Below are 13,989 nucleotides of genomic sequence, written 5' to 3' on the forward strand. Positions count from 1 at the left end.
GAAGACATGACGAATCGCAACGACGCGATCGACACGCTGGCTGTACACGCCGGGCGCGACGATCTGGTAGAACTCGGAATCCACGCTCTCCCGATCGATCTGTCGACGACAAACCCCCTGCCCGATATTGAACGCGGTGGCGACTCCTATGAGTCCATGGCCACCGGTGGTCACCCCGATGCCTCCGGCGGCTTCGTTTATCAGCGACTGTGGAACCCAACGGTTGCCCGGTTTGAGCAGGCGCTGGCGGCGCTTGAGCATGGCGAAGCGGCGGTCGCGTTTGGTTCTGGAATGGCAGCGATGACCGCGGCGATTTTGGCGATGGCCGCGGGTGGCAAGCGCCATGTTGTCGCAGTGCGCCCGCTGTACGGCGGCACCGATCACCTGCTCGGCACGGGGCTCCTCGGCACCGAGGTCACCTACGCAGAGCCCGGTGACGTCGCCGATGCGATGCGGGCAGACACCGGGCTCGTCGTTATTGAGAGCCCCGCCAACCCGACGCTGGAGCTCGTCGACATTCGCGCCGTCGCTGATGCCGCGGGCGATGTGCCGCTGCTCGTCGACAACACGTTTGCGACGCCGGTGCTGCAGAACCCGCTGGATCTCGGTGCGGCGATGAGCCTGCACAGCGCCACGAAGTACATCGGCGGTCACGGCGACGTGATTGGCGGTGTCATCGCATGCTCGGAAGAGATCGCGACCAAGCTGCGTTCCACGCGTGCGATCACGGGCGCGTTGATGCACCCGCTGGGCGCGTACCTGTGCCACCGCGGGCTTCAGACGCTCCCGTTGCGTATTCGTGCGCAACAGCAGGGCGCGATTGAACTTGCCGATTGGCTCGAGACGCAGCCCGCCGTGAAGGCTGTGCACTTCGCCGGTCGGGGTGCTCTCGCAAGCCCACTGGTGGGCACCCAGATGCGCGGCCCCGGAGCCATGATCGCTATCGAGCTGGCGGGTGGATACGCTGCGGCGTCGACGGTGGCGGCGGCAGTGCGGTTGTTTACGCACGCGGTTTCGCTCGGCGGCGTTGACTCATTGATTCAGCATCCCGCGGCACTGACGCACCGTCCGGTTCCACCCGAGGCGCGCCCCGCTGCTGACGTCTTGCGTATTTCGGTGGGGCTGGAGTCGATCGAAGACCTCAAGGCTGACCTGGCGCAGGCGTTCGCCCAGGTGTGATTTAGTCCCCGGCCGGTGTGCCGGGGACTAAACCCGTTTAATCATCTCGAGTTCGAGGCCGCCAGGCTCCAGCGGATATGGCACCCACTGCCCGGTTTCAACGAACCCACGTTTGACGTAGGCGGCGATGGCACGGCGATTGTCTTCGTGCACGCTCAACCGCAGCGTGGTTCCGCGCTCGCGCGCCCAATCTTCGACACGATCGAGCATCGCATCGAAAATGCCGTGGCGCCCGCGCGCTCGCGGCGTGACGTAGACGCTCACGAGCGTCGCGCCGTGGTGGCGGTCGAGGAATCCGCCCAAGGTTCCGATCCACCGTCCGGAACCATCGATAGCGGCCAACCGGAGACTGCCGTCGAGCGCGGGGCGAGCGGCGCGCACTTGCCAGGTGGCGTCCGGTTCGGCGAGTGCTGAGGCGAGGGTTTCGAGATACGCGATCGGGGTGTCGCGCAACATTTCAAGGCGGAGCGCCTTGACCTCGCGCCAGTCGTCTTCGACCACAGTGCGCACCGTGAATTCCATCTGATCAGCGTACGGCGTGTTCGAACTCATGCGTTGTCCGCGCGTCATGAGTTGGAAACGATGCAGGCATTAGGCTCCATTTATGGCAGATCTGTTTGACGGTTATGACGCGGTTACCCCGCGAACCACCGTGGGCGGTGTGCCGGCGTTCGATGAGATGTTTGAGAACGGCGACACGACAAAACCCCGCGCCCCCTATGCCGAATTGCATCGCACGCTTGCGGAGATGACGCAGGATGATTTGCGCGGACGCACCGATGCGCTGGCGAAGTCTTATCTTGCGCAGGGCGTGACGTTTGATTTCGCCGGTGAAGAGCGGCCGTTCCCGATTGACGCGGTGCCACGCATCATTCAGTACGACGAATGGTCGCGCATCGAGCAGGGCATCAAACAGCGTGTAAAGGCCCTCGAAGCATTCTTGGATGACGTCTACGGCCGTCAAAACGCGGTGCGCGATGGCGTGATCCCAGCGCGACTGATCGCATCGAGCCAGTATTTCTATCGCCAGGCCGCGGGTATCCCCACCAGCAACGGCGTGCGCATTCACGTTTCCGGCATCGACCTGATTCGCGACGAGCACGGCGAAATGCGCGTGCTCGAAGACAACGTGCGCGTGCCCAGCGGCGTGAGCTACGTGATTTCTAACCGCCGGGTGATGGCGCAGACGCTGCCCGAGCTCTTCGTTTCGATGCGCATTCGCCCGGTGGGAGATTACCCGCACAAACTCCTCGCGTCGCTCCGCGCGGCAGCACCGCACGGCGTCGACGACCCCAACGTTGTTGTGCTGACTCCCGGCGTGTACAACTCGGCATACTTTGAGCACACCCTGCTGGCCCGACTCATGGGTGTCGAGCTCGTGGAGGGGCGCGACCTGTTCTGCGTCGGCGGCAAGGTCTTCATGCGTACGACGCGCGGACCCCGCCGCGTTGACGTTATTTACCGCCGCGTTGACGATGACTTCCTTGATCCGCTGCAGTTCCGGGCCGATTCGATGCTGGGTTCGCCCGGGATTTTGCTGGCCGCCCGCCTCGGCAACGTCACGATCGCAAACGCGATTGGCAATGGTGTTGCCGACGACAAACTGGTCTACACGTACGTGCCCGACCTCATTCGCTACTACCTCGGCGAAGAGCCCCTCCTCAAGAACGTCGACACGTGGCGACTGGAAGAGCCGAACGCGCTGGAAGAGGTACTCGATCGTCTTGACGAACTCGTCGTGAAGCCCGTCGATGGTTCCGGTGGCAAGGGCCTCGTTGTCGGCCCTGACGCCTCGAAGCAAGAGCTCGACGAACTGCGTCAGCGCCTGATCGCCGATCCGCGCGGCTGGATTGCACAGCCGGTCGTGATGCTGTCGACGATTCCGACGCTCGTCGAAGACGGCGTACGTCCGCGTCACGCTGACCTACGCCCATTCGCCGTCAACGACGGCGAGGACGTGTGGGTTCTGCCCGGTGGACTCACCCGCGTCGCGCTGCCCGAGGGGCGTCTTGTCGTGAACTCGAGTCAGGGCGGTGGATCAAAAGACACCTGGATTACCGGCGGCTCAGCCCCGACCGCCACCGAGTATCACGCCGAGGATTCCATCGCGGCGCTCGTGCAGGATCAGGCGTCGGTGCCGACGTCTGAGGCCGTTATGTATGACGACCAGCAGGAGCCGATGCACTCACCGCAGGATGATGGTTCCGACCGCTCATCACAGGACGAACAACAGCAGCAGATGGGAGCATCATGCTGAGTCGTATTGCCGAGAGCCTGTTTTGGATCGGGCGCTACATCGAGCGTGCAGACGGAACGGCCCGCATTCTGGACGTGCACCTCCAGCTGCTGCTGGAAGACCCCTGGATCGACGAACCGACCGCGTGCCGTTCGTTGCTCGGCGTGATGGGATCGGCGCCATCCGACCCCACGATTGAGGTGACTCGTCGTGATGTGTTGGCGACGCTGGCGATCGACCGCACCGCGCCTTCAAGCATTGCGTTCGCGCTGAACGCTGCGCGCGAAAACGCGCGTAGAGCGCGCGAGATTGTCTCGACTGATCTCTGGGAAATTCTCAACACCACGAACGCGGGGATGCCGAAGCGGTTGTATAACGACCGTGCGCACGACTTCTTTCAGTGGGTGCGTGAGCGGTCGGCGTTGGCTGTCGGAACCGTTGACTCGTCTACGAGTCGAGACGAGGCCTGGCAATTCTTTACGCTGGGTCGCGCGATCGAACGCACAGACATGACGGCACGGTTACTTGCGACGCGGTCACTCACCGAAGAATCTGGGCCGAGTTGGACGACGATTCTGCGCTCATGCGGCGCGTACGAAGCGTATGTGCGCACGTACCGCGGCATGCCATCGAGCCGCAACGCGGCGGAATTCCTGCTGCTGGATCGCCTGTTTCCGCGGTCGATCATTTACTCGATTTCGACGGCAGAGAACTGTATGAGCGAGATTGATCCGGGTCGTGATCGGGTGGGCCACTCAAACAGCGTGCTGCGAGCCCTCGGACGCATGCGCAATGATCTCGAATACAGCCCCATTTCGGAAATCCTCGCCGAACTTCCCGAACACATGGAGCGCGTGCAAGCGGTGACCCGCGAAGCATCGAATGCCATTCGCCAGCGATTCTTCCCCACGCAGGCCGAGCCGAGCTGGATCGGAGAGAACTCATGAAGCGCTTGAGGATCGAACACACCACGGGTTTTCGGTATCCGACCGATGCCACAGCCTCGTATAACGAGGCGCGAATGATGCCGATGACGACCGACTCGCAGTTCGTGCTGACCAGTTCGCTCGATATTCAGCCCAACACATCGGTGAATCAATACGTGGACTACTTCGGCACCAGGGTCGCGTCGTTTGATGTGCTTTCCGGTCACAGCGAACTGAACATCACGGCACGCAGCCTTGTTGAGGTTCGTGAGCGGCCGCTGGAGCACCCCGACCTCACATGGGATGATTTGGCGGCCGATGCTGAGCGGTCGGTCGACACGGTGGAGAAGCTGGTGCAGACGCATCGGACCCAGCCGCACGCGGATGTTCGTGCGTTGGCCCGGTCGATCGCCGACACGCACGACAACCCCTCAGAAGCGGCGCTCGCCATCTGTGTCGCGGTGGGCGACGCTGTGCAATACATGTCGGGTGTCACCGGTGTGCAGACAACGGCGGCTGAGGCGTGGGAAGCCCGCAAGGGCGTGTGCCAAGACATGGCACATATTTCGATCGGAGCGCTGCGTTCGGTGGGGATTCCGGCACGTTACGTTTCGGGTTACTTGCACCCGAAACCCAACGCTGAGGTGGGCGAGCCCGTGAAGGGTGAGTCGCACGCCTGGGTGGAGTGGTACGCCAACGGCTGGCGCGGATTTGACCCCACCAACAACATCGAGATTGGTGACCGCCACGTGTTGGTGGGGCGAGGGCGCGACTACAACGACGTTCCACCGTTGCGTGGCGTATTTGCCGGCCCCGCCACGTCACAGCTGTTCGTAACGGTGACCATCACGCGCGAGGCGTAGGCCGCGCGCAGACCCGCTCGTCCGGGTCGTTGAGCGAGGATGCGCAGCACCCGAGCCGAAGCGGTTAGCCGTTCTTGAGGCGTTGAGCGGCGTTTCGTCTTGCTACACTCACGCAACGATCGAGGTGGGGTGCTCGCTTAACGGCCAGGGATGTCTTTACGGGGGAGGCCGATTGGCGTGGTCGCCGCGACCTCATCGCTGAACTCTGCGGGGGCAACGACCGAAATCGGTCGCGTTTGATCCAGCGTGAGTCGGAAGCGACGCTCTTCATGACGGTGGAGACGCCCAGACACGATTAGCCACGTGAGGCCGATCCCGAATGCCAACAGGCCGGCAGCGGCACCAACGCCCACGGCAACGCGCGGGCCAAACTGGTCTGCAACCCAGCCCACAATCGGCGCACCAATCGGGGTTCCGCCCATGATCACTGCCATGTACAGGGCCAGCACACGCCCGCGAAGGGCCGGGTCGGTCGTGGTCTGCACGTAACCGTTGGCGGTCGTCATGATCGTGACGACACAGAAGCCCACAGCGGTGAGCGAGGCCGCGTAACTCCAGTAGCCAGGCATGAAGGCCGACAGCGTCATCGCGAGGGCGAAGAACCCGGCGCCAATGATGACCACGCGAATACGCGCACGGTCGCGGCGGGCCGCGAGCAGCGCACCAGCCAATGATCCAATCGCGAGAATGGAGCTCAACAAACCGAAGCCGTCCGCACCCCTGCCAAACTCCAGAGCCATGGTTGAGGCGTAGATCGGGAAGTTCATGCCGAAAGCGCCGAGCAGGAACACCATCGAGAAGGTGACGATGAGGTCGCTGCGTTTCGCGACATAGCGGAAGCCATCGGCCAGTCGGCCGCCTCCTGCGTTCTTGGCGCGCGGAATCAACTGGTCCATCCGAATGAGGAACAGCGCGATGATCATGGCGATGAACGTTGCTGCGTTGATCAAGAAGACGAGCCCGTTGCCAACGACCACAACAACGATGCCTGCGGCGGCTGGGCCGAGCATACGTGCGGCGTTGAACGACGCGGCGTTCAACGCGACCGCATTAGACGCGTTTTCACGTGACACAAGGTCGGAGACAAACGCCTGGCGAGCCGGATTGTCAAAGGCAGCCACGGTTCCGGTGACAACGGCGAAGACGTACATCATCGGCAAGGTGGCGACATCAAGGATGAGCAGTACGCCCATCGTCGCCCCCAGGAGTGCAAGCAAAACCTGGGTCGTGATGAGGAGGTTCCGGCGATTAAAGCGGTCGGCAACCCATCCGGTTAACCCGACAAGCAGGAGCGGGGGACCGAACTGGAGGGCCATCGTGATGCCCATCGCGGTGGCGTCATTGTCAGTGAGCTGCGTAAGCACAACCCAGCTGATAGCCGTCGCTTGCATCCACGCGCCGATGTTGGAAACGAGCGCACCGATAAACCAGACGCGGTAATTAAACGATGAGAACGAACGGAACATGACACTCATCGGTCGGCCAACTTTCGCATGATGGGTGCTGCATGCAGGAGAATGTCGCGTTCCTGCTCGGTGAGCTCGCTGAACCCATCGTCCAGCCAAGCGTCACGCTTGCGTACGGTTTCTGTGACGACGGTGCGACCGGCCTGGGTCAACGAGATATTGACCTTGCGGCGGTCGCCGACATCCGCAGTGCGGGTCACAAAACCCAGCTCCTCCAGTCCATTCACCGTGCGAGTCATCGACGGCGCCGAAATGCGGTCGCGGTCGGCGAGCTCGGAGAGCGTGTGGTCGCCATACATGCTCAGCACCGCGAGCACGTTGAACTGTGCGTCGCTCATCGAGTCGATCGCGCGGTGTGCGCGCAGACGTCGGGCGAGGCGGAACGTAGCCATGCGGATGCGGGCAGCTGGCGTCGCGTTCTCAGGAATTGGAGGGGTCGCAGCATTCGTCATCAGGATACTTAGCATAGCTTATTAGTCTTGCTAAGTAAATAGTGCAATGGCGCCCGCCCTGCCAGTTCTTTCGAAATGGCAGTATGTTTGTACGAAGCCGAAGAAAGGGAAGCATGACCGTTTCGTCGAATGCAAGCACGGGGGAGCTTTTTCGACTCGTCCAGGCAGGCCACGCATCGTCGCGTGCTGATTTGGCGCGACTCACCGGCCTGTCCGCGTCGACCGTCACCATGCGTGTCGATGAGCTGATGGCGCACGGTTATGTCGAAGAAGCGGGCATCGGGCCGTCCAAAGGAGGCCGTCGACCGCGCGTCCTTGCGGTTAAGGATACGGACACCGTGGTCGCTGCGGCAGACCTTGGCGAAAATCATGTCGTCGTCGTGCTGATGAATCGACGCGGTGACATCGTTGCCGAGGCAAACCGCTCCCTCAGTCTTCTGGCTGGACCGCGCGCGGTCATTACCGAAACGTGGACCATTGCGCAGGAGCTTGCCGCGGGGATGGAACCATCGGTGCGGATTGAAGGCGTGGCTATGAGCCTGCCTGGCCCCGTCGATTCTCGGGATGGACGCTTGCTCGCTCCCACCCGCATGCCCGGCTGGAACGGTGTTGTCGTTTCGCAACTGCTGAGCGAGGTGTCGGGCGTGCCGACGGTCGTTGAGAACGATGCCAACGCGATGGCTGTTGGTGAGTGCATGGAGCGTGGGCCCGCCGTCAGCGACCTTGTCTTTGTCAAGGCGGGGAGCGGAATCGGTTGCGGCATCGTCGGCAATGGGCATTTGCATCGCGGTTTCCGCGGCGTTGCCGGAGACATTAGCCACGTCGCCATTGCGGGTGCGCCTCCTGTCATCTGCTCGTGCGGCCGTGCTGGCTGCCTTGACGTCGTCGCCTCAGGGACCGCCATCGTCGACGCGCTTCGTGAAAGCGGTGTCGAAGTCGAAACTCTCGACGATGTGCTCGCACTGGCGGATAACGCTCACCCCCGTGCCACCGGTCTGCTTCGCGAAGCCGGACAGCGCGTCGGCGAGGTGCTCGCGACCATCATTAACTTCTTTAACCCCCAGGTGCTCGCCATGGGCGGCAAGCTCGCCACGGCCGAGTCTTTCATTGCAGGCGTTCGGCAGGCGATTTACACGCTGTGTTTACCGATGTCGACAGATCAGCTCGAGATCAGCGTTTCCGCGGCCGGTCCGCTGGCCGGTGCGCGCGGCGTCGGTTGGGCGTTGCTGCGCCGACTCCTGGCGCCCAACCGAATTGATCAGGTCATCCGCGGCGATGCAGTTTCTTCGATTTAAAAGTAAGTCACGATAAAACCTCCACATGTTGGAGTAAGTGGCTTTTGGCGCTTATGCTCGTTCTGTGACGACGACGAAGCCCCGCATCGCGATCGCCGGAATGGCCATCGAATCCTCCACGTTCTCTCCGCACCGCGCTGGTGCTCGTGACTTCCAGCGCTTCGAGGGTGACGAACTCATCGACCGCTACACCTCGCTGCGCGAGGGGTCGGCGCGTGACGCGGCCCACTGGATGCCTGTCTATTACGCTCGCTCAATTCCCGGCGGCGCGGTGCTGCGTGAGGTCTATGACGACATCAAGACGCGCATCCTCGACGGACTGCGCGAGCTCGTCGCTGGCGACGGTATCGATGGTCTGTTCTTCGACATCCACGGCGCCATGAGCGTCGTCGGCCTCGACGACGCAGAGGGTGACCTGATCACCGCCATCCGTGAGGTCATCGGCAACGACGTCGTCGTCTCCGCCTCGATGGACCTGCACGGCAACGTGTCGCGCCCGCTCATCGAGCAGACCGACATCATCACGTGCTACCGCCTCGCACCCCACGAAGACACGTGGGAAACCCGCGACCGCGCCATCAAGAACCTTCTCGACGCTCTCATCAGTGGCGTGGTTCCGCGCCGCGCGTACGTGCCTGTTCCGATTCTGCTGCCTGGTGAAAAGACGTCGACTCGCGTCGAGCCGGCCAAGAGCCTGTATGCGCGCATCGACGAGGTAGAGACTCGCGAGGGTATTGTCGACGCTGCGATCTGGATCGGGTACGCGTGGGCTGATGAGCCGCGTTGCCATGGTGTCGTGGTGGTCACCGGAACCGACGATGCTGTCATCGCATCGGCTGCCGAAGAATTGGCGGCTGAGTTCTGGCGCGTGCGCGACGAGTTCGAGTTTGTGGGCCCTCCCGGCACCCTCGACGAAGGTGTTGCCGCGGGGCTGGCATCGCAGACGATCCCGTATTTCATCAGCGACTCTGGGGATAACCCCGGCGCTGGCGGAACGGGCGATGTCACGTGGACCCTCGCGCAGCTGCTCCAGAAGCCGGAGCTCACGTCGCCTGATTCGCCCACCGTTCTCGTCGGTTCGATCTTCGACAAGGGCGCTCTCGACTTCTTGCGTACGCAGGAGATTGGTTCCACTGTGACAGTGGAAGCGGGAGCCCGCGTCGACAGCGGCCCGCACGGCCCCGTCACGATCACCGGTGAGCTCGTCTCGCTGACCGAGGGTGATATCGATGCGGGTGGCGTAGCGGTCATCCGCGTCGGTGGCATCCACGCCATCGTCACGGAGTTCCGTAAGGCCTATCACGCGATCGAAGACTTCACGTCGATCGGGCTTGACCCGATGACTGCCCAGATTGTTGTGACCAAGATTGGCTACCTGGAGCCCACGCTCTACGACGCGCAGCGTGGCTGGACGCTCGCTCTCACGCCAGGTGGCGTCGATCAGGCGCTTGAGCGCCTCGGACACCACCGCATTCAGCGTCCGATGTTCCCCTTCGACACGTTCGAGAACACGCCCGACCTGTCGGCGGAGATCTTCGGTTCGAAGGCCTAAAGCCGCCAGCGGGTTTCCGCTCCCGCGCGCCGCATCCTGGCGGGCGAAAAACGTCGACTGATTCCACACATAAATTAGTCGCCGCGCAACGCCCCTGCAGTGCACCCGCACCTCAGGGGCGTTGTTTTTGGTTCCATTCACCACTTACTTCGAAAATAAAAAAAGTTAGTTACAGAAACGAAACATCAGCGGTCGTTTTGAGTAACTTACTTCGTGCAAACTAAAAAGTGCGTCGAGATTCTTTACTAACCCCTCGATCGCACTGAACAAGGAGGTTTGATGCGCACGGCAGTGATGCGACGTTTCGTCGCTCCCCTGAGCATGATCGCCGCTGCAACTCTGGTTCTCGCTGGATGCACCACGTCTAGCGACAACGCAGGTGGCAACGGTTCAACGACCGAGAAGGACTCGGTTACCTACGCACTTCCCGCCGGTACCGGCCCGAACTGGATCCTTCCGATCTCGAGTCCGGACACGATGGCAACCCACAACGGCGCCATCAAGGCGACGATGTTCCCCCGTCTGTTCTCGTTCAACGGCGCGAGCGGAACCATGGGCTGGGACCAGAAGGCTTCCGCTGCTGAGAGCTACGAGTTCTCCGAAGACAGCCTCTCGCTGACCATCAAGCTCGCTGACCTTACCTGGGCAGACGGCGTACCCGTCACCTCGCGCGACGTTGAGTTCTGGTACAACCTGGTTCGCTTCAACGCTGAGAAGACTGGTGGCTACTCGGAGGGCAACGTCCCCGACAACATCACCGCGTTCGAGACGATCGACGACAAGACGTTCAAGCTGACGTTCGACGCCGTCTACAACCCGGACTTCATGCTGGCCAACCAGCTGTCACTGATCTACCCCATGCCCGCACACGCATGGAACAAGACGAGCGATGACGGCGAGGTCGGCGACTTCGACCGCGAAGAAGCGAGCGCCATCGAGGTGTTCGACTACCTCTTCGCTGAGGCGAAGGACATGAAGACCTACGCGACCAACCCGCTGTGGCAGGTTGTCTCGGGCCCGTACAAGGTCGAGAGCTGGTCGGACTCGGGTCAGGTTGTCCTGACCGCAAACGAGGAGTACACCGGTACCGACGTTCCGTCGATCAAGACGGTCACCTTCGTTCCGTTCACGTCGGCTGACGCCGAGGTCAACGCTGTTCGCTCGGGTGAAGTTGACTACGGTTACGTCACCGCTGCCGACCTCGTCAACGAGGCGCAGTTCACCGACCTCGGCTACCGCGTTGAGCCGTGGGCCGGCTGGTCGATCACGTACATGCCTTACAACTTCGCTAACCCGGAGATGGGCGCCGTTTACAAGCAGCTCTACGTGCGTCAGGCACTGCAGCACGCCGTCGACCAGGAGACGATCTCTGACGTGGTCTGGCACGGCGCTGCAAAGCCCGGTTACGGCCCGATCCCGCAGGAGCCGGACTCGGACTACATCTCGGACACGCAGAAGAACAACCCGTACCCGTTCGACCTCGACACCGCGGCCAAGCTCTTCGCTGACAACGGCTGGACCGCTGGCAAGGATGGCACGCTCGAGTGCACGAACGCTGGCGCCGGCGCTGGCCAGTGTGGCGAGGGAATCGCTGCTGGTCAGAAGATGGAAATCGTCGTCACCACCCAGAACGGCTCGCAGGAGACCGACAACATGATGGCTGAGATTCAGTCGTCGCTCGCCAAGATCGGCGTCAAGATGACGATCGACGCTCGCCCGCTGGACGCCGTTCTCACCGAAGCACAGTCGTGCAAGACCGGTGAAGGTGCTTGCACCTGGGAGCTCACCTTCTTCGGCACCGCTGGTTCCTGGTACTTCCCGGCTTACCCGACGGGTGAGCGCGTCTTTGCTAAGGAAACGAAGTGGAACGCAGGCCAGTACGACAACCCGGCTGCGGAAGAAATCATCAACCAGATGACCGTATCGACCGACACCTCGATCTCGCAGGAGTACTCGAAGCTGCTGGCTGAAGACCTCCCGGTTATGTGGATGCCGAACCCGGTTTACCAGGTTTCGGTTGTCAAGGAAGGCCTCGACATCGTTGCACAGGACCCGGGCGCCGAGTTCTTCCCGCAGCGTTGGTCCTGGACCAAGTAATACCCCGCAAGTAAGGCAGTAAAAGCATGGTTACAGCAGCGCGAAGCGCGGTGAAACAAACCTCGAGTGCAGCCAGGTTCTGGCTGTTCCTCGCACGGCGAGTCCTGCAGGGACTGATCGTCATCCTGATTGTGACGCTCATCGTCTTCGCGTTGCTGCACCTTGCTCTGCCTCAAGGCCCGGCACAGGGTGTTCTGGGTATGGCCGCCTCCCAAGAGCAAATTGACGCGTTCAACAAAGAACACGGCTATGACCTCCCGGTGTGGCAGCAGTACTTCAACTTCCTCGGGCAGCTCGCCGTCGGTGACCTGGGCGATTCATTCAAACTGAATCGCCCGGTCGCCGATGCGATCGAGCAGCGTCTGCCCAAGACGCTGATTCTCGCGCTGATCTCCATGGCTGTCGCACTGGTCATCGCGATCCCCATGGGCATCTACCAGGCAACGCGTCGCGGCAAGGCAGGCGACTACATCCTGACCGCGATTAACTTCCTGATCTACTCGACGCCGTCGTTCTTCCTCGGCCTCGTTCTGGTGATCGTGTTCGCGCAGACCTTCAAGCTGGTTCCGGCTCTCGCCCCGCAGGGTGACACCGTCGCTGACGTCCTCAGCCAGCCGGCCAAGCTCATCCTGCCCGTCGCGACCGCCGCCCTCGGCATTATTGCGACGCTGTCGCGCTACATGCGCTCGTCGACAATCGACAACCTGTCAGAAGACTACGTACGCACCGCGCGGGCCAAGGGAACCCCGATGCCCGTCGTGATTCGCCGTCACGTTGTGCGCAACTCGCTGACGAGCGTCATCGCGATGCTCGGCTACTACCTACCAGTCATGTTCGGCGGCATGATCGTGGTCGAATCGCTCTTCAACTACCCGGGTATGGGGCTGCTGTTCTGGACCAGCGCGCAAAACTCCGACTATCCCGTGCTGATCGGCTGCATCCTTGTGATCGCCATCGCCACCGTTGTCGGATCGCTGCTCGCTGACATCGCACAAGCGCTTCTGAACCCCCGCACGCGAGGAGAACTGGCATGACCTCCACCGCCTCCACCCGCAACGACGTGAAAATCGATAAGTCACAGACGCCGTGGCGTCGCGGAATGCGCCGCTTTGTGCGCAACAAGCTCGCGATGTTCGGCCTCGCCATGATCGTCTTCTTCCTGCTGTTCTGCTTCGTCGGCCCGCTGTTTTGGCAGACCGACCAGGTGCACACCGATCTGAAGAGCGCGATGCTCCCTCCGGGAAGTCCTGGACACCCGCTCGGAACCAACGACCTCGGCTATGACGTGCTTGGCCGTCTCATGCAGGGTGGTCAGATCTCGATTCTGATCGGGCTCGCAGCCGGAGTGCTCGCGACCGGAATTGGAACCTTGTGGGGTGCGATTGCCGGTTACGTCGGCGGAGCGACAGACGCCATCATGATGCGCGTTGTTGACGCTGGTATCGCGATTCCCGCCACGTTCCTGCTGCTGATTCTCTCCACGATCCTGCAGCCCTCCGTCGGCCTCATGATTCTCGTGATCGGTCTGGTGTCGTGGCTGGTTCCGGCTCGTCTCGTGCGCGCAGAATCGATCTCGCTGAAGTCCCGTGAATACGTGATGGCGATTCGGGCCATGGGCGGCACCCACTCGCGTGCCGTCATCAAGCACATCGTCCCGAACACCGTCGGCACGATCGTCGTGAACGCGACCTTCCAGGTTGCTGACGCGATCCTCCTCGTCGCGTACGTCTCGTTCCTGGGTATGGGCCTCCAGGCTCCGGCCACCGACTGGGGCGCGATGCTCACGGGCGGCATGACCTACACGTACTCGGGTGCCTGGTGGCTGATCTTCCCCGCCGGTATCTGCATCGTCCTCACCGTGGTCGCGTTCAACGCGATCGGTGACGGCCTGCGCGACTTCTTCGATGTGAAGGGACTCTAACG

At 62.1% G+C, this 13,989-nt stretch carries 12 protein-coding genes; 9 read left to right on the forward strand and 3 right to left on the reverse strand.

Features of this window, described 5'->3' with window-relative positions:
* Nucleotides 1-6: 6 nt before the first annotated feature.
* On the forward strand, nucleotides 7-1,179 hold the full coding sequence (locus tag KTJ77_RS00985; RefSeq protein ID WP_217336664.1) for a PLP-dependent aspartate aminotransferase family protein: 1,173 nt from the start codon (nucleotides 7-9) through the stop codon (nucleotides 1,177-1,179).
* Between the two features lie 27 nt (nucleotides 1,180-1,206).
* Here the strand turns inward: KTJ77_RS00985 and KTJ77_RS00990 are convergent, their stop codons facing one another.
* A complete protein-coding gene (locus KTJ77_RS00990; protein WP_254367326.1) occupies nucleotides 1,207-1,731 on the reverse strand; it encodes an N-acetyltransferase in 525 nt (174 codons plus the stop codon).
* 52 nt (nucleotides 1,732-1,783) lie between these two features.
* On the opposite strand from KTJ77_RS00990, the gene KTJ77_RS00995 reads away from it, so the two are divergent.
* Genes KTJ77_RS00995 through KTJ77_RS01005 form a run of 3 tightly spaced genes read left to right on the forward strand, consistent with a single transcriptional unit; the run spans nucleotide 1,784 to nucleotide 5,204 of the window.
* The gene (locus tag KTJ77_RS00995; protein ID WP_217336665.1) at nucleotides 1,784-3,436 is read left to right on the forward strand and encodes a circularly permuted type 2 ATP-grasp protein; all 1,653 of its coding nucleotides are present in this window, start codon (nucleotides 1,784-1,786) and stop codon (nucleotides 3,434-3,436) included.
* Nucleotides 3,430-4,362 carry an alpha-E domain-containing protein gene (locus KTJ77_RS01000; protein ID WP_217336666.1) on the forward strand — a complete coding sequence of 311 codons (933 nt, stop codon included), beginning with the start codon at nucleotides 3,430-3,432 and terminating at the stop codon, nucleotides 4,360-4,362. The genes KTJ77_RS00995 and KTJ77_RS01000 overlap by 7 nt, the downstream gene beginning before the upstream one ends.
* Entirely contained in the window at nucleotides 4,359-5,204 is an 846-nt protein-coding gene (locus KTJ77_RS01005; RefSeq protein ID WP_217336667.1) for a transglutaminase family protein, read from the forward strand. The genes KTJ77_RS01000 and KTJ77_RS01005 overlap by 4 nt, the downstream gene beginning before the upstream one ends.
* Before the next feature lie 137 nt (nucleotides 5,205-5,341).
* On the opposite strand, the gene KTJ77_RS01010 is transcribed toward KTJ77_RS01005, so the two are convergent.
* Entirely contained in the window at nucleotides 5,342-6,670 is a 1,329-nt protein-coding gene (locus tag KTJ77_RS01010; RefSeq protein ID WP_217336668.1) for an MFS transporter, read from the reverse strand.
* Nucleotides 6,671-6,675: 5 nt separating this feature from the next.
* Nucleotides 6,676-7,122 carry a MarR family winged helix-turn-helix transcriptional regulator gene (locus KTJ77_RS01015; protein ID WP_254367327.1) on the reverse strand — a complete coding sequence of 149 codons (447 nt, stop codon included), beginning with the start codon at nucleotides 7,120-7,122 and terminating at the stop codon, nucleotides 6,676-6,678.
* Between the two features lie 113 nt (nucleotides 7,123-7,235).
* On the opposite strand from KTJ77_RS01015, the gene KTJ77_RS01020 reads away from it, so the two are divergent.
* The 5 genes from KTJ77_RS01020 to KTJ77_RS01040 all read left to right on the forward strand — a co-directional run bounded on the left by KTJ77_RS01020 (nucleotide 7,236) and on the right by KTJ77_RS01040 (nucleotide 13,987).
* Nucleotides 7,236-8,417: an ROK family transcriptional regulator gene (locus tag KTJ77_RS01020; RefSeq protein WP_217336670.1), complete on the forward strand. Its 1,182-nt coding sequence runs from the start codon at nucleotides 7,236-7,238 to the stop codon at nucleotides 8,415-8,417.
* A 64-nt stretch (nucleotides 8,418-8,481) separates the two neighbouring features.
* On the forward strand, nucleotides 8,482-9,969 hold the full coding sequence (locus tag KTJ77_RS01025; protein ID WP_217336671.1) for a M81 family metallopeptidase: 1,488 nt from the start codon (nucleotides 8,482-8,484) through the stop codon (nucleotides 9,967-9,969).
* A gap of 279 nt (nucleotides 9,970-10,248) precedes the next feature.
* The gene (locus tag KTJ77_RS01030) at nucleotides 10,249-12,066 is read left to right on the forward strand and encodes a peptide ABC transporter substrate-binding protein (RefSeq protein WP_254367328.1); all 1,818 of its coding nucleotides are present in this window, start codon (nucleotides 10,249-10,251) and stop codon (nucleotides 12,064-12,066) included.
* A 26-nt stretch (nucleotides 12,067-12,092) separates the two neighbouring features.
* The gene (locus KTJ77_RS01035; protein WP_217336672.1) at nucleotides 12,093-13,100 is read left to right on the forward strand and encodes an ABC transporter permease; all 1,008 of its coding nucleotides are present in this window, start codon (nucleotides 12,093-12,095) and stop codon (nucleotides 13,098-13,100) included.
* Nucleotides 13,097-13,987 (forward strand): ABC transporter permease, encoded by an 891-nt coding sequence (locus tag KTJ77_RS01040; RefSeq protein ID WP_217336673.1) that lies wholly within the window; start codon nucleotides 13,097-13,099, stop codon nucleotides 13,985-13,987. Before KTJ77_RS01035 ends, KTJ77_RS01040 begins: the two co-directional genes overlap by 4 nt.
* Nucleotides 13,988-13,989 lie beyond the last annotated feature (2 nt).

Origin of the sequence: Microbacterium sp. NC79 (genome assembly GCF_019061125.1) — a bacterium.
In the GTDB taxonomy this organism is placed as follows: domain Bacteria; phylum Actinomycetota; class Actinomycetes; order Actinomycetales; family Microbacteriaceae; genus Microbacterium.